Annotated in this window: 18 protein-coding genes; 15 read left to right on the forward strand and 3 right to left on the reverse strand. The window is 66.8% G+C overall.

The annotated features are described in order from the left end of the window. Positions 1-21 precede the first annotated feature (21 nt). The 3 genes from BGO47_RS02060 to BGO47_RS02070 are packed head-to-tail and all read left to right on the forward strand — an operon-like array spanning position 22 to position 5,402. Complete coding sequence (locus tag BGO47_RS02060; protein ID WP_292708046.1) at positions 22-3,429, forward strand: pyruvate carboxylase; 3,408 nt, start codon at positions 22-24, stop codon at positions 3,427-3,429. A 46-nt stretch (positions 3,430-3,475) separates the two neighbouring features. After that, positions 3,476-4,903, forward strand: coding sequence for a MinD/ParA family protein (locus BGO47_RS02065; protein ID WP_292708048.1), 1,428 nt, complete (start codon positions 3,476-3,478; stop codon positions 4,901-4,903). Between the two features lie 7 nt (positions 4,904-4,910). Beyond that, positions 4,911-5,402: a peptide deformylase gene (locus BGO47_RS02070; protein ID WP_292708050.1), complete on the forward strand. Its 492-nt coding sequence runs from the start codon at positions 4,911-4,913 to the stop codon at positions 5,400-5,402. Positions 5,403-5,424: 22 nt separating this feature from the next. On the opposite strand, the gene BGO47_RS02075 is transcribed toward BGO47_RS02070, so the two are convergent. Then, positions 5,425-7,251: an AMP-dependent synthetase/ligase gene (locus tag BGO47_RS02075; protein ID WP_292708052.1), complete on the reverse strand. Its 1,827-nt coding sequence runs from the start codon at positions 7,249-7,251 to the stop codon at positions 5,425-5,427. Positions 7,252-7,450: 199 nt separating this feature from the next. On the opposite strand from BGO47_RS02075, the gene BGO47_RS02080 reads away from it, so the two are divergent. After that, positions 7,451-8,164, forward strand: a complete 714-nt coding sequence (locus tag BGO47_RS02080) for a lysophospholipid acyltransferase family protein (RefSeq protein ID WP_292708344.1) — start codon at positions 7,451-7,453, stop codon at positions 8,162-8,164. A 4-nt stretch (positions 8,165-8,168) separates the two neighbouring features. Next, on the forward strand, positions 8,169-9,506 hold the full coding sequence (locus tag BGO47_RS02085) for a class II 3-deoxy-7-phosphoheptulonate synthase (protein WP_292708055.1): 1,338 nt from the start codon (positions 8,169-8,171) through the stop codon (positions 9,504-9,506). 79 nt (positions 9,507-9,585) lie between these two features. Here BGO47_RS02085 and pknB read toward each other — a convergent pair whose 3' ends face one another. Then, positions 9,586-11,520 (reverse strand): Stk1 family PASTA domain-containing Ser/Thr kinase, encoded by a 1,935-nt coding sequence (gene pknB, locus BGO47_RS02090; protein ID WP_292708057.1) that lies wholly within the window; start codon positions 11,518-11,520, stop codon positions 9,586-9,588. A 117-nt stretch (positions 11,521-11,637) separates the two neighbouring features. Here pknB and BGO47_RS02095 point away from each other — a divergent pair, with 117 nt between their 5' ends. Beyond that, entirely contained in the window at positions 11,638-11,994 is a 357-nt protein-coding gene (locus tag BGO47_RS02095; protein WP_292708059.1) for an Rv2175c family DNA-binding protein, read from the forward strand. Positions 11,995-12,016: 22 nt separating this feature from the next. Here BGO47_RS02095 and BGO47_RS02100 read toward each other — a convergent pair whose 3' ends face one another. Next, entirely contained in the window at positions 12,017-13,111 is a 1,095-nt protein-coding gene (locus BGO47_RS02100) for a polyprenyl synthetase family protein (protein WP_292708062.1), read from the reverse strand. A gap of 66 nt (positions 13,112-13,177) precedes the next feature. Between BGO47_RS02100 and BGO47_RS02105 the strand changes: the two genes are divergently transcribed. The 9 genes from BGO47_RS02105 to ftsW all read left to right on the forward strand — a co-directional run bounded on the left by BGO47_RS02105 (position 13,178) and on the right by ftsW (position 22,955). Next, positions 13,178-13,543 carry a DUF3040 domain-containing protein gene (locus BGO47_RS02105; protein ID WP_292708065.1) on the forward strand — a complete coding sequence of 122 codons (366 nt, stop codon included), beginning with the start codon at positions 13,178-13,180 and terminating at the stop codon, positions 13,541-13,543. A gap of 284 nt (positions 13,544-13,827) precedes the next feature. Continuing rightward, on the forward strand, positions 13,828-14,259 hold the full coding sequence (gene mraZ, locus BGO47_RS02110) for a division/cell wall cluster transcriptional repressor MraZ (RefSeq protein ID WP_292708068.1): 432 nt from the start codon (positions 13,828-13,830) through the stop codon (positions 14,257-14,259). 99 nt (positions 14,260-14,358) lie between these two features. Next, complete coding sequence (gene rsmH / locus BGO47_RS02115; protein ID WP_292708346.1) at positions 14,359-15,312, forward strand: 16S rRNA (cytosine(1402)-N(4))-methyltransferase RsmH; 954 nt, start codon at positions 14,359-14,361, stop codon at positions 15,310-15,312. After that, positions 15,309-15,896 (forward strand): hypothetical protein, encoded by a 588-nt coding sequence (locus BGO47_RS02120; protein WP_292708070.1) that lies wholly within the window; start codon positions 15,309-15,311, stop codon positions 15,894-15,896. The genes rsmH and BGO47_RS02120 overlap by 4 nt, the downstream gene beginning before the upstream one ends. Then, on the forward strand, positions 15,893-17,677 hold the full coding sequence (locus tag BGO47_RS02125) for a penicillin-binding protein 2 (protein ID WP_292708072.1): 1,785 nt from the start codon (positions 15,893-15,895) through the stop codon (positions 17,675-17,677). The genes BGO47_RS02120 and BGO47_RS02125 overlap by 4 nt, the downstream gene beginning before the upstream one ends. Before the next feature lie 23 nt (positions 17,678-17,700). Then, positions 17,701-19,113: a UDP-N-acetylmuramoyl-tripeptide--D-alanyl-D-alanine ligase gene (gene murF, locus BGO47_RS02130; protein WP_292708074.1), complete on the forward strand. Its 1,413-nt coding sequence runs from the start codon at positions 17,701-17,703 to the stop codon at positions 19,111-19,113. Further along, positions 19,110-20,219, forward strand: coding sequence for a phospho-N-acetylmuramoyl-pentapeptide-transferase (mraY, locus tag BGO47_RS02135; RefSeq protein WP_292708077.1), 1,110 nt, complete (start codon positions 19,110-19,112; stop codon positions 20,217-20,219). The genes murF and mraY overlap by 4 nt, the downstream gene beginning before the upstream one ends. After that, positions 20,216-21,766 carry a UDP-N-acetylmuramoyl-L-alanine--D-glutamate ligase gene (gene murD, locus BGO47_RS02140; protein ID WP_292708080.1) on the forward strand — a complete coding sequence of 517 codons (1,551 nt, stop codon included), beginning with the start codon at positions 20,216-20,218 and terminating at the stop codon, positions 21,764-21,766. Before mraY ends, murD begins: the two co-directional genes overlap by 4 nt. Next, a complete protein-coding gene (gene ftsW, locus BGO47_RS02145; RefSeq protein ID WP_292708083.1) occupies positions 21,723-22,955 on the forward strand; it encodes a putative lipid II flippase FtsW in 1,233 nt (410 codons plus the stop codon). Before murD ends, ftsW begins: the two co-directional genes overlap by 44 nt. Positions 22,956-22,975 lie beyond the last annotated feature (20 nt).

A 22,975-nucleotide genomic window follows, 5' to 3' on the forward strand; every position in this document is an offset into this window, starting at 1 on the left:
CGTCACAAACAGCGAGGTGTGATGTTTCGCAAGATCCTGGTAGCAAACCGCGGCGAGATTGCGATCCGAGCATTCCGAGCAGCGTTCGAACTCGGAGCCCGCACCGTGGCGGTCTATCCGTACGAGGATCGCTATTCGCTGCACCGGCTCAAGGCCGATGAGGCTTACCAGATCGGTGAGCCGGGGCATCCGGTGCGCGCCTACCTGGATGTCGACGAGATCATCCGTGTCGCCCGAGAGAGCGGCGCCGACGCGATCTATCCCGGCTACGGTTTTCTCTCCGAAAACCCGGAGCTCGCCGAGAAAGCAGCGGCCGCCGGCATCACCTTCATCGGGCCTACCGCCGCCGTCCTCGAGATGGCCGGCAACAAGGTCACCGCGAAGCAGCATGCTGTGAGCGCCGGGGTGCCGGTGCTGCGGTCGACGGATGCCTCAGACGACGTCGATGCGCTCGTGGCGCAGTCGGCCGAGATCGGCTTCCCGATCTTCGTGAAGGCCGTCGCCGGCGGGGGTGGGCGCGGGATGCGTCGCGTCGAGACACCGGAGGAGCTGCCGCCAGCTCTTGCCGAGGCAATGCGTGAGGCTGGCAGCGCGTTCGGTGACTCGCGGGTGTTCCTCGAGCAGGCAGTGCAGCGCCCGCGGCACGTCGAGGTGCAGATCCTCGCCGACAGTGCGGGTCACACGGTCCATCTGTTCGAGCGCGACTGCTCGGTGCAGCGGCGCCACCAGAAGGTGATCGAGATCGCGCCGGCGCCGAACCTCGACCCGACGATCCGCGACGACCTGCACCGTTACGCCGTCGCCTTTGCCGAATCGATCGGTTACGAGAACGCGGGCACCGTCGAGTTCCTCCTCGAAACCGCGGGCCCCCGCACCGGCGAGGTCGTCTTCATCGAGATGAACCCCCGCATCCAGGTGGAGCACACCGTCACCGAAGAGGTGACGGATGTCGATCTCGTGCAGTCGCAGATGCTCATCGCCTCGGGGGTGAGCCTGGAGGAACTGGGACTGCGCCAGGAGAACATCCGGCTTCGGGGCGCCGCACTGCAGTGCCGCATCACGACCGAGGATCCGACGCAGGGCTTCCGCCCGGACACCGGCAAGATCACGACCTACCGGTCGCCGGGCGGTGCCGGCATCCGTCTTGACGGTGGCACGACCGCGGCAGGGTCCCAGATCAGCCCGCACTTCGACTCGATGCTCGCCAAGCTCACCTGCCGCGGACGTGACTTCGGCGCGGCGGTGCTGCGGGCCCGGCGTGCCCTCGCCGAGTTCCGCATCCGGGGCGTCTCGACCAACATCCCGTTCCTGCAGGCTGTGCTCGAAGACCCGGCGTTTCTGGTCGGAGACCTCTCGACGGCGTTCATCGATGAGCGGCCCGAGCTGCTACGCGGGCGCGAGTCCAAGGACCGCGGCTCGAAGATGCTGAACTGGCTCGTTGACGTCACCGTCAACAGTCCCAACGGCGAAAACCCGGTGACCGTCACCCCCGCGCTCAAGCTCCCCGCGGTCGACCTGACCCAGGAGCCGCCCGCCGGCTCGCGCCAGCGACTGCTCGAGCTGGGCCCCGAGCGGTTTGCCCGCGCGCTGCGCGAACAAACGCCGCTCGCCGTCACCGAGACGACCTTCCGCGATGCCCACCAGTCGCTGCTTGCCACGCGGGTGCGCACGAAGGACCTCGTCGCCGTAGCGCCCTACGTCGCCCGCCTCACGCCCGGGCTGTTCTCGGTCGAAGCGTGGGGCGGCGCCACCTACGACGTGGCGCTGCGCTTTCTCGGCGAGGACCCGTGGGAACGCCTGGATCGCCTTCGCGAGGCCCTGCCGAACGTCGCGATCCAGATGCTGCTGCGCGGGCGCAACACGGTGGGCTACACGCCGTACCCGACCGAGGTCACCGACGCCTTCGTCGCCGAGGCAGCCGCCAGCGGTGTCGACATCTTCCGTATCTTCGACGCGCTCAACGACGTCTCGCAGATGCGTCCCGCGATCGACAGTGTGCTGGCCACCGGCACGGCTGTCGCTGAAGTCGCCATGTGTTACACCGGCGATCTGCTGAGCCCCACCGAGGACCTCTACACCCTCGACTACTACCTGCGGCTCGCCGATCAGATCGTCGCCTCCGGTGCTCATATCCTCGCGATCAAAGACATGGCCGGGCTGTTGCGGCCTGCTGCGGCATCCCGGCTCGTCACGGCGCTGCGCGACCGCTTCGACCTGCCCGTCCATGTCCACACGCACGACACCGCCGGTGGGCAGCTCGCGACGCTGCTGGCGGCATCGGCTGCAGGTGCGGATGCCGTCGATGCCGCAGCCGCACCGATGGCGGGAACCACGAGCCAGCCGTCCCTGTCGGCGCTCGTGGCTGCCCTTGCCAACACCGACCGGGACACCGGAATCGACCTGGCGGCGGCATCCGATCTGGAACCGTACTGGGAGGCCGTGCGGCACCTGTACCGCCCGTTCGAGTCCGGTCTTCCGGGCCCGACCGGCCGGGTCTATCGGCACGAGATCCCTGGCGGGCAGCTCTCGAACCTGCGCCAGCAGGCGATCGCGCTGGGACTTGCCGAGGACTTCGAACTCATCGAAGACCTGTACGCAGCAGCCAACGACATCCTGGGGCGCGTTCCCAAGGTGACCCCGTCGTCGAAGGTGGTCGGCGATCTGGCGCTTCACCTCGCCGCCGTCAAGGCCGACCCCGCCGACTTCGCGGCGAACCCCGAACGCTACGACATCCCGGACTCGGTCGTCGGCTTCATGGCCGGTGAACTTGGGGATCTTCCGGGTGGCTGGCCCGAGCCGTTCCGCTCGAAGGTGCTGCAGGGGCGTGAGCACCACGTCGGATCGGCGTCGCTGGGCGCCGAGGATGCCGAGAAGCTCGCCGGGTCATCCACCGAGCGCCGCACGACACTCAATCGGCTGCTGTTCCCGGCGCCGACCAAGGAGTTCGAGCGCATTCGCGACACGTTCGGCGATCTCAGCGTGCTCGACACCGTCGACTATCTCTACGGGCTCGAGCACGGGGCAGAACACGTCGTCGAGATCGAGCGCGGCGTGCAGCTGTTCGTGGGGCTGGAAGCGATCGGTGAGGCCGACGAGAAGGGCATGCGAACGGTCATGACCACGCTCAACGGCCAGCTTCGCCCCGTCTTCGTGCGCGACCGCAGCATCGCGGTCGAGGCCCGTCAGGCCGAGAAAGCCGACACCTCGAAGCCCGGCCAGGTTGCTGCACCGTTCGCGGGTGTCGTGACCCTGAAGATCGCCGAGGGCGACCGGGTTTCCGCGGGTCAGCCGGTGGCGTCGATCGAGGCGATGAAGATGGAGGCAGCCATCACTTCGCCGGTCGACGGCGTCGTCGAACGCGTCGTGATCGGGTCGCCGCAGCAGGTCGACGCTGGGGATCTTTTGCTCGTCGTGCGACCCGCCGGATAGCCTGAGGGGTGGCGCATCGCCGCCACAACGACGGCAGGGAGAGCACGTGGCAGATCGATCGGACCCGGAACGGGCGGAGACCGAAGAGCACGGCATCCTCGACGAGGAGCGCGTCGACACCTCCGGAATCTTCCTCGGCGGGTCGACCGCGCAGGTCGATGTGACCCTTCCGGTGCCCGCAGATGACGACGACGCCATCGACGAGGACTTCGACGAGACGGCGGGGCAGGGGCGCATCGCGGCAGCCCTCGGCACCGCCGTCCACACCGACACAGCGGAAGCCGAGATCATCGACGACGTCGAGGAAACCGCGGCGGAGCAGACCGATACCGACACCCACGACGCAGGTATCGAGGATGCCGTGGAGGACGCACTGGAGGACGCCGTGGCAGCCCACGAATCCGAGCCCGCAGCCCCCACCAACCGGATCGCCGTTCCCGTGGCTCAGCCCGTTCGCGCGGTGGAGCAGTCGCCGGTGGCCTTCGATGTGACGCTCGCCTCGAAGCGGCTGGGCGAACTGGAGGTCAGTCGGGAGGGGGCAGATGTGCTCACCGCCGACCGGCTTCTGGATCCGCACCACGTCGCGAAGGTCGAACCCGAAGGATTCTGGCAGAGCGTGTTGTACCGGGCATCGGGCTCTTTGATCAACGTCGGCGACAGCAAGAAGGCCCGTGAGCGCAAGGAACTGACTCGGCGCATCGCTGCGCCGCTGCCGGGCGGCGCACGCTTCGTGCCCGTCCTCAGCCGCAAGGGCGGAGTCGGCAAGACCACCGTGACGACGCTTCTCGGGATGGCGCTCGCTGATGCACGCGACGACCGCGTCGTGGCTGTGGATGCGAACCCCGACCGCGGCACGCTCGCTGAGCGCATCGCCCGCACCAGCGGCAAGACGATCCGCGATCTGGTGCGCATCAAGGACGAGGTCGTCGGTTACAACGACCTTTCGACGATCGTCGCGCGCGACGAGACGCGCCTTGACGTCCTCGCCTCGGATGCCGACCCGCGCGTCTCGGAGGCTTTCGGTGACGACGACTACCGCGCCGCTGCCGAGGTGGCCGCGCACTACTACTCGGTCGTGCTCACCGACACCGGAACCGGCATCGTCCACTCCGTGATGTCAGCAACCCTCGAACGTGCCGACTCGCTGGTGGTGGTTGCAGGTCTCAGCATCGACGAGGCGCGCCTGGCGTCCGAGACTCTGACATGGCTCGAGACCAACGGTTACGGCGATCGCGTGCGTAACGCCGTCGTCGTGCTCAACACGACGCGACCCGGTTCGCCGCTCGTGCGGGCCGACGAGGTCGAGGCCCACTTCCGCACGCGCGTTCGCTCCGTCATCCGCATGCCGTACGACTCCCACATCGCGTCGGGAGCCGCGATCGGCTTCCACGAGATCCACCCGGCGACCCGGGAAGCTGCCCGTCAGCTGGCCGCAGCGGTCGTTGAGTCGCTGCGCGTTCCGGCGACGGTCTGAGGCTCGTATGGCAGTTCGTCCCATCCGGGTGTTCGGTGACCCCGTTCTGAAGTCCCCGAGCGCCCCGATCGAGCAGATCGACGAGGGCACCAAGGCTCTGGTCGTCGACCTGCTCGACACTGTCGCCCTGCCGGGGCGCGCGGGTGTGGCCGCCCCCCAGATCGGCGTGGGCGTGCGGGCGTTCAGCTACAACGTGGACGGCGAGATCGGGTATGTCCTGAATCCCGTGCTCGTCTCGGTGTCGGGGGAGCCCGAGTTCGTGGGTGAGGGATGCCTTTCGGTGCCGGGCCTGTGGCACGACACGCTGCGCTATCCGCACGCTGTCGTTCACGGCATCGATCTCGATGGCAATCCCGTGGTGCTCAAGGGTGAGGGACTCATGGCTCAGGCGCTGCAGCACGAGACCGATCACCTCGACGGGACGCTCTACCTCGACCGGCTGGACCCCGCGCGTCGCAAGCAAGCGATGCGCGAGGTCCGCGAGTCGGACTGGTTCTAGTCCCGCCAGAGGGTGGTGTCGGTCAGGACAGCGACAGGTTCGAGGTCGAGACCGGCACCGAGTACAGCTCCTCGATGTGGTCGCCGAAGTCGGCCATGATCACATTGCGCTTGATGCTCATCTTCGGAGTAAGGTGACCGCTTGCCTCGGTCCACTCCGTGGGCAGGATGACGAACTTGCGGATCGACTCGGCGCGGGAGACGAACGCGTTGGCGCGGTCGATGGCCTTCTGCACCTCGGCGCGGACCGCGTCGTTGGTTGCCGCTTCCTCGAGAGAGATGTCGCCCGGGAGTCCGTTGTTGGACAGCCACGTCGGCAGCATCTCGGGGTCGAGGGTCACCAGGGCCGAGATGAACGGCTTCTGGTCGCCGACCACGACCACCTGCCCGACGATCGGGTTCGCCCGAATCGGATCTTCCAGCGCTGCCGGAGCCACATTCTTGCCGCCTGCCGTGACGATGATCTCCTTCTTGCGGCCGGTGATTCGCAGGAAGCCGTCCTTGTCGAAGGCCCCGATGTCACCGGTCTTGAACCACTCGCCGTCGAATGCAGCAGCTGTCGCCTCGGGGTTGCGCCAGTACTCCTGGAAGACGTTGATGCCCCGCACCTCGATCTCGCCGTCGTCAGCGGTTCGCACGCCCACACCGGGGAGCACCGGACCGACAGTTCCGATCCGGGACTTTCCGGGTAGGTTCACCGTCGCGGGGGCCGTGGTCTCGGTCAAGCCGTAGCCCTCGAGGATGTCGACGCCGAGGCTGTGGAAGAAGTGGCCGAGGCGCTCACCCAGCGGCGCGGAACCCGACACCGCGTACTCGACGCGGCCGCCCATCGCTTCACGGAGCTTGGAGTAGACGAGCTTGTCGAAGAGGCGGAACTTCAGGCCCATCATGAACGGGACCTTGCGTCCTTCCTGCACGTACTTGGAGTGCTCGATCGCGGTGTGCGCTGCGGAGCGGAAGATCTTTCCCTTACCGCCTGCCTCGGCCTTCTGCTCCGCGGAGTTGTAGACCTTCTCGAACACGCGAGGCACCGCCAGCAGGTAGCTGGGCTTGAACGATCCGAGCGCCGGAAGCAGCTGCTTCGTGTCGGGCTGGTGGCCGGTCTTGACGCCCGCGTGGACATTCAGCATGGAGATGAACCGCGCGAAAATGTGCGCCGTCGTGATGAACAGGAGTGTGGACGCGCCAGGCTTGGCGACGACCTCCTTCAGCGCCTCAGCCGAGTTGCGAGAAAGCTCGACGAAGTTGCTGTGGGTCAGCACACAGCCCTTGGGGCGTCCGGTCGAGCCCGACGTGTAGATCAGCGTCGCGATGTCGGCGCCCACGGCAAGCGACCGGCGTCGCTCGATCTCGTCATCCGTGACGGTCTTGCCCTGCTCGACGAGAGCGTCGAGGTCGCCCTTGTGCATCGCCCACGTCGATCGCACGGTGGGCAGCTCAGCGAGCGCCTCCTGCAGACGGGCCTCGTGGTCGGCGGACTCGCAGATGCAGGCAACGGCGCCCGAATCCGAGAGGTTCCACGCGATCTGCGTCGGGGAGCTGGTCTCGTAGATCGGGACCATGACGGCGCCCGCGAAGAAGATCGCGAAGTCCACCAGGGTCCACTCGTACGTCGTGCGGGCGATGAAGCCCACCTTGTCGCCGGGCTCGATGCCACCGGCAACCAGACCTTTCGCGAGTGCGACCACCTGGTTCAGGAAGTCGGATGCGGTGATGTCTCGCCATCCGCTGCCGTCGGGAACGGCGAACAGCGCCAATTGCGGCGTCTTCTTCACCCGCTCCACGAGCAGATCGGTGACGTTGGCCTGCGGATCGGGGGCCACGACCGCGGGGGTATCGAACTGAACCACGGCAACTCCTTCGGTACCGGTGAAAAGCGGATCGGTTGACCGCCAATGCTACCGGATGAGACTCGATCTCAGGTCGGATGACACCACGTTCCACCCCGGATCCTGCCGGTTCATTCCCGGGTCACCATGGTCTCGGGACGAGAGTAGGGCGTGACTAGACTTCAGTGGCGTCGGCGACGGGGAAAGGAGCGTGCGAGCGGTGTTCTACTGGCTCATGAAGTACGTGGTCATCGGCCCCATCGTCAAGGCGATCTTCCGCCCCTGGATCGTGGGTCGTCGCAACATCCCCAAGACAGGGGCCGCGATCCTCGCGAGCAACCACCTCTCATTCGCGGACTCGATCTTCCTTCCGCTGATGATCGACCGGCCCGTCACCTTTCTCGCCAAGAGTGACTACTTCACCGGCAAGGGCATCAAAGGCTGGGCGACCCGGGTCTTCTTCAAAGCAACCGGACAGTTGCCGATCGACCGCTCCGGCGGGAAGGCATCCGAGGCATCCCTCAATACGGGACTTCAGGTCCTCGGCAGGGGAGACCTTCTCGGAATCTATCCGGAGGGCACCCGCAGCCCCGACGGGCAGCTCTATAGGGGACGGACCGGAATCGCCCGGATGGCGCTCGAAGCGCGCGTACCGGTCGTACCGTGCGTCATGGTCGACACTGACACGATGATGCCGATCGGCCAGCGGGTCCCGAACGTCGTCCGCGTCGGCGTCGTCATCGGTGAGCCCCTCGATTTCTCCCGCTTCCACGGGATGGAGGGGGATCGCTACATCCTCCGTTCCATCACCGACGAGATCATGGTTGCGTTGCAGCGTCTGGGGGAGCAGAAGTACGACGATGTGTACGCATCGACGGTCAAGGACCGTGCTTTGCCGACGCGGTCTGAGCAGGTTCTCGCCCCGATAGACTGAGCGGATGCTCCTCAAGACCGACCCGCTCGACCACTGGCGCACGCTCCCCATCAAGCAGCAGCCGTCGTGGTATGCGCCGGAGGCCGCTGCCGAGGTGTCGGCTGAACTCGCGACGCTTCCGCCGCTGGTCTTCGCCGGCGAGGTCGACATCCTTCGCGAGAAGCTCGGCCGTGCCGCCGCGGGTCAGGCATTCCTGCTGCAAGGCGGTGACTGCGCCGAGACCTTCGCCGGTGCGACCGCCGAACAGATCCGCAATCGCATCAAGACCGTGCTGCAGATGGCAGTCGTCCTGACCTATGGCGCATCGATGCCGGTCGTCAAGATGGGACGCATGGCCGGGCAGTTCGCAAAGCCCCGCTCGTCCGACACCGAGACTCGCGGTGAGGTGACACTTCCCGCGTACCGCGGTGACATCGTCAACGGCTACGACTTCACCGAGGCGTCGCGGCGAGCAGACCCCGCACGGATGCTGAAGGCGTACCACACGTCGGCATCGACGCTGAACCTCATTCGCGCGTTCACGCAGGGTGGGTTCGCCGACCTTCGCGAGGTGCACAGCTGGAACAAGGGCTTCGCGCAGAACCCCGCGAACCAGCGCTACGAACGCCTGGCAACCGAGATCGACCGCGCCATCAAGTTCATGGAAGCTGCCGGCGCCGACTTCGACGAGCTGCGACGCGTCGAGTTCTACACCGGCCACGAGGGCCTGCTCATGGACTACGAGCGCCCCATGACCCGGATCGACTCCCGCACCGGAACGCCGTACAACACATCGAGCCACTTCCTGTGGATCGGGGAGCGTACCCGCGAGCTCGACGGCGCGCACGTCGATTACTTCTCGCGCATCCGCAACCCCATCGGGGTCAAGCTCGGCCCCACCACGACGCCCGAGACCGCGCTGGCACTGATCGACAAGCTCGATCCGGAGCGCGAGCCCGGTCGCTTGACCTTCATCACTCGCATGGGTGCCGGCAAGATCCGCGATGCTCTTCCGCCGCTGCTGGAGGCCATCAAGGCATCCGGTGCGACACCCCTGTGGGTCACCGATCCCATGCACGGCAACGGCATCACGTCGCAGACGGGCTACAAGACCCGCCGCTTCGATGACGTGGTCGACGAGGTGCGCGGCTTCTTCGAGGCTCACCGTGCCGTCGGGACGCACCCGGGAGGCATCCATGTCGAACTGACCGGGGATGATGTCACCGAGTGCCTCGGTGGCTCCGAGATGATCGACGAAGCGGGCCTTGCCACGCGCTACGAGTCACTGTGCGACCCGCGACTGAACCACATGCAGTCGCTCGAGTTGGCCTTCCTCGTGGCCGAGGAACTCGAGAAGCGCTAAGGAACGCGAGAAGCGCCAAAGCGCGCTCGGACGTCCCTGCGGCGTCAGTAGCTCCTAGGGAGGTCAGGGGAGCGTGACCCTAGAGCGACGCCGCGATCCGGATCGACACCTCAGTGCCCTTCGGGGCCTGTTTGTCGGACTTCGGTGACTGTGACTCGACCTTTGTGAACGCGTCGGGGAACTCATCCCACCGCTCGTCGTACGACACCGTGAATCCCGCGGCCTCGATCGCCCGCTTGGCGGCATCCCGCGTCATGCCGACCACGTCGGGGATGGGGAAGACCGGTCGACCCTTCGAGACGATGAGTGTGACGGTGTCGCTGGGTCGCCATGATCCACCGTCGGGGTGGGGCGCAATGCCGATGACGCGTCCCTCCTGGATCGTCTCGCTGTACTCTTCCTGCGAGTCGGCGGCCACCGACAGGCCGACGTCTGAGAGCGCCGCCGTTGCCTCGGTGATGCTCATGCCGCTCACGTCGGGAACGGGGCCCAGCGAGATGGTCAGCGTGACGGTATCGCCCTCGAAGACGGTGCATCCGTTCGTGCAGTCCTGCGGGTCTCCGCCCAGGCGTGGGGTGACAGAAAGCGCGACAACCGTCCCAGCCGTGGCGTCGGTGAACACCTCGGCGTCTGGTTCGGTGATGATCAGCTGATAGCCGGACAGCATGGTGCGGGCATCCGAGGCGGGCTGGCCCACGACCGAGGGAAGGTCATGCCGAGCTGGTCCGAGCGACACGATCACTCGCACTGTCGACTCCTTGTCGACGCGGTCGCCGGCCGGGGGATCGGTACGGATGACCATACCCTCGTCGACCTCGAGACTGTTCTCGCCTGCCTGCTCGGGAACGAGGTTCTGGGCTTGTATCGCCGCAGCCGCGGCCTCGTAGTCCAGTCCCGCGACGGCGGGCACGGAAACCTGGGATCCGGGCCCCGACCCGAACCACCACCCGATTCCCGCGGCGAGGGCAGCCACAAGGATGACGACGGTGACGATCCAGGCTGTGCGCGCACCCTGACGGTTCGCGGATCGCCGCAGGCGTGCCGCGTTGTCGACCTCGGCATGCACAGTCGTCGCACCGGTGGTAGCGGGAAGGACCTTGGTCAGCTCGCTGGGATCGTCGCGATCGATCATCCCGGAGGTTGCTGCCGTGACGACCTGCGGTGAGATGCCGAGGCTGCGCTCGATCTCCCGTAGCCGCTGCAGCATCTCCATCGCGTCGGCGGGGCGATCGTCGGGCTTCTTCTCGGTCGACCACAGCACCAACTCGTCGAGTTGCTCGGGAACTCCCGGGTTCTTCACGCTCGGCCGAGGAACCGAATCGGTCGCATGCTGGAACGCGATCTGCATCGGTTGTTCACCGCGATACGGCTGCTCGCCCGTGAGCATCTCGTAGAGCATGATCCCGAGGCTGTAGATGTCGCTGCGGGCATCCGCGGTTCCCCGGGTCACCAGCTCAGGGGCAAGGTAGGCGATCGTGCCCATCAACTGCGCGCCGGTCGCGGTGTTCGCGCTCGTCGCGCGCGCCAGACCGAAGTCCCCGATCTTGATGCGGCCGTCTTCTGCCAGCAGGACGTTCTCGGGCTTGACGTCGCGATGGATGATGGCGGCACGGTGCGCCGCGGCAAGACCGGAGAGCACGGCATCCATGATCGAAATCGTCTGCGGCACTGTCAGCCGCTTCTCCTCCCGCAGCAGCTCGCGCAGCGTGATGCCCGGCAGGTACTCCATCACGAGATACGCGATCTCACCATCGCTGCCCTGATCGAACACGTTCACGACGTGCGGGTCTGCGAGCCGCGCGGCGGCCCGGGCTTCTTGGATGAACCGGCTCTGGAAGACGGTGTCATCGCTCAAGTGCCCGTGCATGACCTTGAGCGCGACGCGGCGCTCAAGGCGCAGGTCGGTCGCGACGTAGACAGTAGCCATGCCGCCACGAGCGATCCGGGCGCGCACCCGGTATCGGCCGTCGACGAGACGGCCGATCAGCGGATCGGTTTGCGCGCTGGTGCTCACGCACCGAGTCTACGGAGCCCGAGCCGCCCGGCCTGGGAGCGGCTCACAGAAGCGGATGAGCAGTATCGGGCGCCGATCGGTCGGCGCAGCGGTCGGGACGCGGCTCGTGGTGAGATCATGGCTGTCGTGACCACCCCATCTCCTGCAATCGAAACCGCCTGGCTCACGATGCCCGACCTCGTCGAGGTTCTCGGCGAACCGCTCGGCCGCGTGCGTCGGCTTCTGGACGAGTCGCAACTGATCGGATCCAAGCGCCATGGCGCCTTCGCGGTGCCCGCCGTGTTCATCATGGACGGCCATCCGCTGCCGTCGCTGCGCGGCACGATCATCGTGCTCCACGACGCCGGGTTCAGCGACGACGAAGCGATCGACTGGATGCTCGCGCCCGAGGAATCGATCGGCGTGGCACCCATCGAGGCGCTGCGGGCAGGACGCAAGAGCGAGGTGCGGCGGGTAGCCCAGACGCTCGCCTAGGCGTCAGGCCGAGGCTCCGCGCTCAGGTCGTGCGCACCGTCGCTGCGCGGGCAAGCTCCCGTAGCTCGCTCACGGAGCGGTTACCCAGCGGTGCGCCCGACAATGCGCGTTCGGCCGTACGGGTGTAGTCGAGGATGAGGTCTTCGACCCGCTCCAGCGCTCCGGTTTCTCGGATCGTCTGCTGCATCGCCGCGATCTGGTCGGGTTCGAGAGCCGGATCGCCGAGCATCTCATCGAACAGACGCCGCGATCCGGGTGCGAGCCCTTCGCGCGTGTAGGCGACCAGGACGGTCCGCTTGCCCTCGCGCAGGTCATCACCGGATGGTTTGCCTGTCGATTCGGCGTCGCCGAAGACACCCAGGACGTCATCGCGCAGTTGGAAGGCCATCCCGACCGGGTGCCCGAACGCGACGAGGGCGGCCTGCTGTGCTGCGTCAGCTCCGGCTATCGCCGCGCCGATCACCAGGGGCTGCTGGATGCTGTACCTCGCTGACTTCAGCGATGCGACTCGCAGCGCGCGTTCGGCGTGGCGATCGTCGGCATCCGTCACGTACGCCGACTCCTCTGCGACGTCCAGGAACTGCCCGATCGTCACCTCGCGTCGCATCAGCGCGAACTCCCGGCGACCGGCAGCTGCGGCTGTCGGAGTTGCCAGGGCAAGGCCCTCCTCGAGGAGGTCGTCGCTCCACGCGACCAGAAGGTCGCCGAGCAAGATCGCGCCCGAACGGCCGAATCGAACAGGATCGCCGACCCAGCCGCGCTCGCGGTGGGCGGCTTCGAGCGCGCGGTGGGATGCCGGGCGGCCACGTCGCGTGTCGGAGTTGTCGACGATGTCGTCGTGCACGAGAGCCGCTGCGTGGAAAACCTCCAGCGCCGCCGCGACGGCCAGCACGTCTTCGGTCGGTTCCAGGTCGGAGCCAGAGTGCTCCCGAACCGCACGCCATCCGGCAAAGCAGAACCGCGCGCGCAGCCGCTTTCCGCCGCGAAGGGACTCGGCGGCAGCGCCGTAGAGGAGGACCGCCTCATCACCGAAGAGCTCAGCCTCGGCCTCCCGTGCTGCCAAGAAGTCCTCGACTCGCTGAGAAACTGCCGCGACGGGATCACTACCTACTGACACGGGCCTAGCCTAGTAATCGACGGCGCGCGTAGAATCGTGCCACCGATCCAGCCCGAGGGGGATCTCATGCCACTCTCCGAACAGGAGCAGCGTCTGCTCGACGAGATGGAGCGCCATCTCATGCGCAACGACGCCGATGTCGTTTCGGCGTCCAGCGGCGGTGGTCTCTCGTATCGCAATGTCGTGTACGGCACGATCCTCGTCCTCGCGGGCATCGGTGCCCTCATCGTCGGTGTCGCAATGCAGCTGATTGTCGTCGGTGTTCTCGGATTCCTTGCGATGATCGCCGGCGTCATCGTCGCCGTCACGCCCGCCAAGCGCGTGGGCCCAGAGCCCGAGCGCGCTGACCAGCGTCCCGCCACGACCCGCACGAGCGCCAGCTTCATGGACCGCATGAACGAGCGATGGGACCGCCGCCAGGAAGGCCGTTGATCGGCTGGCGCTGAGCCCTCCACTGCGCTCCACCGCCTGACTCCACACCGCTCCACCGCCCTCTGACGGGCCATCGAACGCCGACCTGCGGGTCGGCGTTTCGTCGTTAACCGCGCAGTTTCGGCATCCGCGCGGCCCCGCCGTCCGAGGCCCGACTCAGCCTCCTTTCGCGCGCCCGGACGCGCTCGGGGAGCGTCATGGCGTGAATGTGGTGACAAAGTGGAGGGAAGTGGAGTAAAGTGGCGTGCAACCTGGAGGGGCCGGACGAAGGGGGGTGACGCGGGATGTTGCTGGGGACTCACACTCCGAAGCTCGACGACAAAGGACGCGTCATCTTGCCGTCCAAGTTCCGCGACGATCTCGGCGCCGGCATCGTCGTGACACGCGGCCAGGAACGCTGCCTCTACGTCTTCTCGGCCGAAGAGTTCGAGCGCGTGCACGAGCGCATCCGCGAAGCACCCTTGACGAACAAGCAAGCGCGCGACTTTCTGCGCATGTTCCTCTCGGGCGCGAGCGCTGAGACCCCCGACAGCCAGAACCGCATCACCATCCCGCCTCCGCTGCGCGCCTACGCCGGTCTCGAGCGCGAGCTCGTCGTCACGGGTGTGGGAGCTCACGCCGAGATCTGGGATGCCCAGGCTTGGAACGACTACCTCGAAGGAAACGAAGCCGCCTACTCGGAAATGGAGCAGGAGGTGATCCCTGGCCTGTTCTGACCCTCGGTTGTGATGCCCATCTGCGGGGCCCTGACGCACTTCCCCGGCGCCAGGTCTTCAGCGGATGGGGATCAGAGCCCAGTGGTCCGGCCCGACATCATGGACCTGCGCGACATCCACACCCCCGTCCTGCTCGAGCGCTGCATCGAGTTGCTCGCTCCCGCGCTCGGCGGCCAGAGCCCGGTCGTGGTCGATGCCACCCTCGGCATGGGCGGCCACACCGAGGCGCTCCTGGAGCGCTTCCCCGCGCTCACGGTGATCGGGCTCGACCGCGACACCGACGCCCTGCGCATTGCCTCGGAGCGGCTCGCGCGGTTCGGTGACCGGCTGCGTCCGGTGCACACCGTGTACGACGGAATCGCCGGCGCGATCGAACGCTCCGGCTTCACCCGCGTGGACGGCATCCTGTTCGACCTCGGTGTCTCGTCGCTGCAGCTGGATGTCGCGGACCGCGGATTCGCCTACGCCCAGGACGCGCCGCTGGACATGCGGATGGACCAGTCCGGGGGAGTGACAGCCGCAACCGTGCTCGCGACTTACGGCGAAGGCGACCTGCGCCGGATCTTCGAGCGGTACGGCGAAGAGAAACTCGCTGGGCGTTACGCCCGCGCCATCATCCACGCGCGCGGCGAGCAGCCCATCGAGCGGTCGGGTCAGCTCGTCGACATCCTGCAGAACGCGACTCCCGCGGCGCTGAAGAACGCCGGTCACCCCGCCAAGCGTGTGTTCCAGGCGCTGCGCATCGAGGTGAATGCGGAGCTAGCGGCGCTCGAGACCGCGCTGCCCGCCGCACTGGACGCGCTGGCGGTCGGTGGGCGCCTCGTTGTCATGTCGTATCAGTCCCTCGAGGATCGCCTGGTCAAGCGCGTGCTCGCCCAGGCGGTGCGCTCGACCGCGCCCGCGGGACTGCCCGTGGAGCTCCCCGAACATGCCCCGCAGTTCCGGCTCATCGTCAAGGGCGCCGAGATGGCCTCGGACGACGAGAAGCTTCGTAACCCCCGTGCCACCCCAGTGCGCCTGCGCGCGGCCGAACGAGTGAAGGATGCCGCATGAGCGCGGATCTGCTGGCAGCCCTCGATGAGTTCGCCCCCAGTACGCGGCCGACCGATACCCGTGCGCCGCGCCTTCGCCCGGTCGAGCAGGCCACAGCGCGACGCCGTCCGCGTCTTGCTTACGGCATCGTCGCGGTCCTCGGAGCTGCGGCGATCGTCGCCGCGCAAATGGTCGTGTCGATTCTGACCACGCAGGATACCTACGCGATCTCGACCCTGACGGCGCAGCAGCGACAGCTCACCTGGGACCGGCAGATCCTTTACGACGAAGTGGCAGGTCTCAGCTCGCCGCAGTACCTCGCGGCAAACGCGTCGGCCCTCGGTATGGTCATCAGCGAAGCGCCCACCTTCCTCCGTCTGTCAGACGGAGCCCTGGTCGGAGCCTCGCAAGCCGCGGGCTGGCAGTCATCCATCGACGCTGTTGGAAGGGGAGCAGTGGCAAACGCCCTCATCACCCAGACGCCGCTGGTGACCGACCCCGCCGCGACCATCGAGGGGACTCCTGTCGAGGTCACGGATGAGACCGGGCAGTCGGTCATTCCGCCAGCACTCACCGACGGCCTACCGACCCCCACGACGCGATGACCGGACGCAGCACCCGCAGCCCTCGGCGTCGCACCGTCGTCGCCATGTTCGTCGTTCTGGCAGTCATCGGCGCGTTCGTCATCCGTCTTGTCGACATCCAGGTCGTCAACGCCAACGATCACATCGAGCAGTCTCTCGAGCTCGGGCTGTCGGGTTCGCAGAAGACCTACGGAACCCGCGGCACCATCGTCGACGAGAACGGTGCGACCCTGGCCGGCAGCATCGTGCTCTACGACGCACAGCTGGACCCGAAGCTCGTGGGGGCCATTGACCGCGAGATCGACGGTGAGCAGGTGAAGGTTCCGTGGGAGACGATCTCGGCTGAGATCGGCGCCGTGACGGGCCAGACTGCGGAAGAGATCCAGGCAATCGTCGCCGCGGCACTCGCTGAGAATCCGGAGAGCCGGTACGCGATGCTCACGCGCGGTCTCACGACAGCGCAGTACCGGGAACTCGCGGACATGAAGATCCCGTACCTCGCGTTTGTGGCGCATCCTGCTCGCACGTACCCCGATGGCGCGGTCGCGGGTAACCTGGTCGGCTTCGTCGGGTCGGACGGCACACCGCTGGCGGGACTCGAGGTCTCCCAGGACGGATGTCTCGCCTCGACCGACGGCGAGGTCAGCTATCAGCGCGGCGGCGACGGTGTCATCATCCCGGGGACGATGACCGAGAAGCCCGCCGTCGACGGCGGGACGCTGCAGCTGACGATCAACCGTGATCTCAACTGGTACCTGCAGCAGCTGATCGCCGAGCAGACGCAGAACACGGGGGCCAAGGCTGGTTCGATCTTCGTCGTCGAGGTCAAGACGGGGGCGATCCGTGCAGCAGCCGAGTACCCGACCGTCGATCCGAACGCTCCGACTGCCGTTGACGAATCCGATCGAGCGAGCCGCATCTTCCGCAACACCTTCGAACCCGGCTCCACGTTCAAGGCGCTCTCGGCGGCGATGCTCGTCGATTCCGGTACCGCCAACCCGTTCTCGGTCGTTCACGTGCCCTTCCGGCAGACCTTCGACAACGGTGCGAGCGTGAGAGACGATCTGCAGCACCCCGACTACGACTACACCCTCAATGGTGTGCTCGTGAACTCCTCGAACGTCGGTATCTCCACGTTCGCCGGAATGATGAGCGACCAGGCTCGCTACGACTACCTCACGAAGTTCGGAATCGGTCAGGGGACGGACGTCGACTTCCTCGGCGAGGCGAACGGCCTCGTTCGTGACCCGAGTCAGTGGGACAACCAGACGAAGTACAACACCTCCTACGGTCAGGGCCTGACGACGACCGTGCCCGAGCTCGCGAACGCGTATCAGGCGATCGCGAACGGTGGGCTGAAGCTGCCGTTGCGACTGGTCGAGTCCTGCACGGCTGCCGACGGCACGGTCACGGCCCCCGACAATGGCGAGCCGACGCAGGTGATCAGTCCTGAGGCGGCCCGCCAGGTCACCGACATGCTCGAGAACGTCGCCACGAAAGGCTCGGTCTCCGAGAAGGTCGGCATCGCCGGATACCGGCTCGCGCTCAAGACCGGAACGGCAGAGAAGGTCGATCCCGGCGCCGGGACCTACAAGGTCGGTTCCTACTTCACGACGATTGCGGGTTTTGCGCCGGCCGACGATCCCCAGTACGTCGTCGTGGTGACGCTCGACGAGCCGACCACGGTAAAGTCGTCTAGTGCCAACGCTCCGGCGTTCCGTGAGGCGATGACCCAGGTGCTCAAGACCTACCGGATCATGCCTTCGAACTCCGCCTCACCCGATCTTCCGACCTTCGGCTGATCCCGACGGCACGCATCCCGCGCATGATCAGTCTGACTCTGTCCCGAATCGCCGATGTCCTCGGCGGAAACCTCGTCCTTCGCGGCGCCGACTCCGCTGACACGGTGGTTTCGGGCACCGTCGACACCGACTCTCGGCTCATCGGACCCGGCGACATCTTCGTCGCCAAACCCGGCGAGCACGCTGACGGTCACGACTTCGTTCCCGCCGCGATCGAGCGGGGAGCGGTGCTCGCTATCGTCGAGCGTCCGCTGGATGCCGCGATCACGCAGATTGTCGTGCCCGGCGCGGTCCACGCTCTGGCAGATCTCGCCCGGTTCGTCGTCGGCGAGGTACGCGATCGCGGCGCTCTGCAGATTGTCGGAATCACCGGATCGAACGGCAAGACGACGACGAAGAACATGGTGGCGCGCATCCTCGAGGCCGAGGACGAAACCGTCGCGCCACAGGCATCCTTCAACAACGAGGTCGGCGCTCCCCTGACGATGCTGCGCATCACTGAGCGCACCCGCTACCTCGTCAGCGAGTTCGGGGCGAGCGCCCCGGGAGAGATCGCGCGTCTTGCCGGCCTCGTGCACCCCGACATCGGGGTCGTCCTCATGGTCGGTATGGCGCACGCCGGCGGGTTCGGCGGTATCGAGTCGACCTTCGTCGAGAAGTCGCAGTTGATCCACGCCGTCCGGCCCGGGGGCGTCGCGATTCTGAACGCCGATGATCCGCGCGTTGCCGCAATGGCTGGGATCGCCGCCGAGCGCGGCGCGAGCGTGCGCTGGTTCGGGCGCTCCTCGGCAGCGGAGGTCCGTGCCGAGGACGTGGAGGTCACGCCCGAAGGGACGCGATTGCGTGCTGTCGTCGACGGTGAGGAGTTCCCCGTCGTGCTCCGCGTGCTCGGCGAGCACCACGTCATGAACGCGCTGGCCGCGATCGCTACCGCGACAAGCCTCGGCATCAGTGCCGAAGCCTGCATCGAGCGGCTCGAAGCGATGGAGTTGGCAGAGCGGTGGCGGATGCAGCCGATGGGCTCGGACCGCGTACGCATCATCAACGACGCCTACAACGCAAGCCCCGACTCGATGGCCGCAGCGCTTCGCACTCTCGCGCAGATCACAGGACCGGACCAGCGCACCGTCGCGGTGCTCGGCGCCATGAGTGAACTCGGTGAGTACGCGGGGGAGGAGCACGACCGGGTCGGCCTGCTCGCGGTGCGGCTACGCATCCAACGGATCGTCGTCATCGGCTCCGCCGCACGACGGCTCTACCTCTCAGCCATCAGCGAGGGGTCGTGGGATGGTGAGGCGGTCTTCTTCGAGACAGCCGACGAAGCGTACGACTACCTGATGACCGAGCTGCGTGACGGCGACCGGGTGCTGGTGAAATCCTCCAATTCCGCGGGCCTGCGGCACCTCGGCGACCGTCTGGGAGAATCCTTCTCGTGAGATCCCTGTTGATGGCGTCGGCGATCGCCCTGTCGTTCTCGCTCTTTCTCACACCGGTGTTCCTGCGCCTGTTCCGCCGGTGGGGCTGGGGTCAGGTCATCCGCACCCCCGAGGCCGGCAACAACCCTCAGCACGGTTTCAAGCGGGGCACCCCCACGATGGGTGGCGTCATCTTCGTGGGCGGGACCACGATTGCGTACCTGATCGGCACGTACGCGGGCGGAAACCCGCCGACGATCTCGGGCTTCCTCGTGCTCTGGATGATGGTCGGCTTCGCCCTGGTCGGCTTCATCGACGACTACATGAAGTTGCGTAGCCAGCGAAGCCTCGGCCTCTCGGGGTGGCGCAAGATCGTCGGTCAGGTCGTCGTCATCGTGCCGTGGGCGATCGTGGCTCTGCAGTTTCCGGATGCCCAGGGTCAGACTCCCGCCACGGCGTACGTTTCGGTCTTCCGTGACATCTCCGTGCTGAACTTCCTGGCGTTGCCGGTTGCGATCGGCATCCTGCTCTACATCGGCTGGATCAGCTTCATCGGCGTCGCCTGGTCCAACAGCACGAACGTCACCGACGGCCTCGACGGACTTGCCACCGGTGTCGGTGTGTTCACGGTCGGCGCCATGAGCCTTACGACGTTCTGGCAGTTCCAGCAGCGTTGCGTCGGCGAGGACCTCGTCGCCGCCTACCAGCAGGCGTGCTACCAGACGAGGGATCCGCTCGACCTCACGATCATCGCGGCGACCTTCGCTGCGTCGCTCGTCGGATTCCTGTGGTGGAACGCGCCCAAGGCCCAGGTCTTCATGGGCGATGTCGGATCCATGGCGATCGGTGGCGTCATCGCTGCGGTCTCGATCCTCTCTCACACCGAGATCCTCACCGTCCTCACCGCCGGGGCGTTCATCATCGGACCGGGGTCGGTCATCTTGCAGCGGGTGTACTTCAAACTCACCCGCGGCAAGCGCCTCTTCCTCATGAGCCCCTTCCACCACCATCTCGAGATGCGCGGGTGGTCGGAGACCAACATCGTCATCCGGATGTGGATCATCGCCGCGGGCCTGGCCGTCACCGGTGTGGGCTTCTTCTATGTCGAATGGCTCGCGCGCACATGACCGGAGAATCCTCCCGCCTCGATGGGCTGACCAGCTGGCACGCCGACTGGCGCGGTCTGCGGGTTGCCGTCCTCGGTTTGTCTGTCACCGGCTTCTCGGTAGCCGATACCCTTGCGGAGCTCGGCGCTGACGTCCTCGTTCTCACCGAATCGGCTGACCCCGCGTACGAGCGCCTGCTGCCTGTGATCGGGGTCCGGTCATGGATCGGGTCGCTCAGCACGCCTCCCGCCGAGCTCGTGGACTTTGTTCCCGAGGTCGTCATCGCCTCGCCCGGCTTCAGCCCGACGCATCCGCTCGTGCCCTGGACGCTCGAGAGCGGCATCCCGCTGTGGGGCGACATCGAGCTCGCGTGGCGTGTGCGTGACAAGGTCGTCCGCCCCGGCGGCGCTCCCGCCGACTGGGTGCTGATCACCGGTACCAACGGAAAGACCACAACCACCGGCCTTGCCGCCACGATGATGGTGGCCGGGGGACTCCGGGCAGTTCCGTGCGGGAACATCGGCACGCCGATCCTGGATGCCGTCCGCGATCCGTCGGGCTTCGATGTGCTGGTCGTGGAGCTCTCCAGCCACCAGCTCTGGTATCTCAGCCTGCAGTCCTCGCCGGACCCGGTGTCGCCCCACGCGGCAGTGTGCCTGAACCTCGCCGATGATCACCTCGAGTGGCACGGGTCCTTCGAGGCGTACCGCGACGCAAAGGCGCAGGTGTACGACCACACCCGCGTCGCCTGCATCTACAACAAGGCCGATCTCGCGACACGCGAGATGGTCGAACAAGCCGACGTCATCGAGGGAGCGCGCGCCATCGGTTTCGACCTGGGCGTTCCTGGCCCGAGCGACCTCGGCGTCGTCGACGGGATCGTCGTCGACCGCGCGTTCCTGGCCGAGCGGCGCACCAGCGCCCTCGAACTCACGACGATCGACGAGCTGCGGGAACTCGGCCTCGCTGCGCCCCACGTCGTTGCCAACATCCTCGCCGCAAGCGCGCTTGCCCGCTCGCTCGACGTACCGCCGGAGGCGATCGCCAACGCCCTTCGTGAGTTCCGCCTCGACCCCCATCGGATGGAGATCGTCGCGACCGCCGCCGGTGTCACGTGGGTGGATGACTCGAAGGCGACGAACCCGCACGCCGCGGCATCCTCGCTTGCCGCCTACCCCGGTGCCGTGTGGATCGTCGGGGGCCTTCTGAAGGGTGTCGACATCACCACGCTCGTCTCGACCCGGGGTCGCCTGGCAAAGGCGGCGATCGTGATCGGTGACCAGCGTGATGCCGTTCGGACGGCGTTCGAGCGACACGCGCCCGACGTTCCGCTGCACGAGGTCATTGCCGATGAGACTGGGGACGTCATGGCGCAGGTCGTGGACCTGGCGATCGGACTCGTGGCCGAGGGGGATGTCGTCCTCCTCGCACCGGCTGCGGCATCCTTCGACCAGTTCGCCTCCTACGCAGACCGCGGTGAGAAGTTCGCTGCGGCGGTAAGGCACCGAGTGGGAAGGGGCGAGCATGGCGACACCGACGCCGATCCGTCCGCTTCCGCCGGAGCCTGACGAGCCGACACCTAAGCGCGGGCTCGCCGCCCGCGTCTCCCTCGGGTCGCTCTTTCGCCCGGTCGCCGGTGAGTTCCTGCTCATCTCGTCCAGCGCCGTTCTGCTGACGATCTTCGGCCTCGTGATGGTGCTCTCGGCCACCAGCGCGACGGCGACTGCCGCAGGTCAGGCACCGTACGACGCCGTCATCAAGCAGGCGGTGTTCGCCGCGATCGGCCTGCCGCTCATGTTCATCGCGAGTCGGCTGCCGGTGAGCTTCTGGAAGCGGATCGCGTGGCCGGCCCTCATCGTCACGACCGCCTTCCAACTCCTCGTGTTCACGCCCCTTGGCGTTGAGGACGGCGGAAACCGCAACTGGATCCTTATCGCTGGGATTCAGGCGCAACCCTCGGAGTTCCTGAAGCTCGCGCTGGCGCTGTGGCTCGGGTTCATCCTGTTCCGGAAGCGCACGCTGCTGGGGGACTGGCGGCACGTGTTCATTCCGGTGGTCCCGGTAGCCGCCGCCGTGATCGCGACGGTCCTGGCGGGCCACGATCTCGGGACAGCGATGGTGCTGTTCCTCCTCTCGCTCGGCGCACTGTTCTTCTCGGGCGTGAAGCTGCGGGTTTTCGTCATCCCGCTGCTGCTGGCAGTCGTCGCAGTCGCGGCGCTGGCTGTGACGAGCCCGAACCGCATGGAGCGCATCCTCAGCGTCTTCAACACCGACTGCACAGCCGATTACCTCAGCACCTGCTACCAGCCGCTGCACGGTATCTGGGGGCTCGCGGGCGGGGGCATCTTCGGCCTGGGCCTTGGGAACTCGAAAGAGAAGTACGAGTGGCTGCCGGCGGCATCCAGCGACTACATCTTCGCCATCGTCGGTGAAGAACTCGGCCTCATCGGCGCGATCGTCGTGCTCGGGCTGTTCGCGATCTACGCGATCGGCGCCTTCCACATCGTCCGCAAGACCGACGACACCTTCGTGCGGATCGTTGCCGGCGCCATCACGGTGTGGATCGTCGGTCAGGCGCTGATCAACATCGGCGTCGTGCTGCGGCTGTTCCCGCCGCTCGGCGTTCCCTTACCGTTCATGTCGCAGGGCGGCACGTCGTTGGTGTCGGTGCTCATTGCCACGGGTGTGCTGCTTGCCTTCGCCCGGACGATTCCGGTGACGGCGCGCCCGGCGCCCCGGGCCGCAGCTCGCCGCTGAGGTCCGCTGCCCGCGGCCCT

This window comes from Microbacterium sp. 67-17 (genome assembly GCF_001898325.1).
GTDB classification, from domain to species: Bacteria; Actinomycetota; Actinomycetes; order Actinomycetales; family Microbacteriaceae; genus Microbacterium; species Microbacterium schleiferi.

What these genes read in the sequence shown, in the direction of transcription:
- BGO47_RS02060 (WP_292708046.1), top strand. Translation starts at nt 22, where the DNA reads ATGTTTCGCAAGATCCTGGTAGCAAACCGCGGCGAGATTGCGATCCGA.
- BGO47_RS02070 (WP_292708050.1), top strand. Translation starts at nt 4,911, where the DNA reads ATGGCAGTTCGTCCCATCCGGGTGTTCGGTGACCCCGTTCTGAAGTCC.
- BGO47_RS02085 (WP_292708055.1), top strand. Translation starts at nt 8,169, where the DNA reads ATGCTCCTCAAGACCGACCCGCTCGACCACTGGCGCACGCTCCCCATC.
- BGO47_RS02095 (WP_292708059.1), top strand. Translation starts at nt 11,638, where the DNA reads ATGGCTGTCGTGACCACCCCATCTCCTGCAATCGAAACCGCCTGGCTC.
- BGO47_RS02105 (WP_292708065.1), top strand. Translation starts at nt 13,178, where the DNA reads ATGCCACTCTCCGAACAGGAGCAGCGTCTGCTCGACGAGATGGAGCGC.
- mraZ (WP_292708068.1), top strand. Translation starts at nt 13,828, where the DNA reads ATGTTGCTGGGGACTCACACTCCGAAGCTCGACGACAAAGGACGCGTC.
- rsmH (WP_292708346.1), top strand. Translation starts at nt 14,359, where the DNA reads ATGGACCTGCGCGACATCCACACCCCCGTCCTGCTCGAGCGCTGCATC.
- BGO47_RS02120 (WP_292708070.1), top strand. Translation starts at nt 15,309, where the DNA reads ATGAGCGCGGATCTGCTGGCAGCCCTCGATGAGTTCGCCCCCAGTACG.
- BGO47_RS02125 (WP_292708072.1), top strand. Translation starts at nt 15,893, where the DNA reads ATGACCGGACGCAGCACCCGCAGCCCTCGGCGTCGCACCGTCGTCGCC.
- murF (WP_292708074.1), top strand. Translation starts at nt 17,701, where the DNA reads ATGATCAGTCTGACTCTGTCCCGAATCGCCGATGTCCTCGGCGGAAAC.
- murD (WP_292708080.1), top strand. Translation starts at nt 20,216, where the DNA reads ATGACCGGAGAATCCTCCCGCCTCGATGGGCTGACCAGCTGGCACGCC.
- ftsW (WP_292708083.1), top strand. Translation starts at nt 21,723, where the DNA reads ATGGCGACACCGACGCCGATCCGTCCGCTTCCGCCGGAGCCTGACGAG.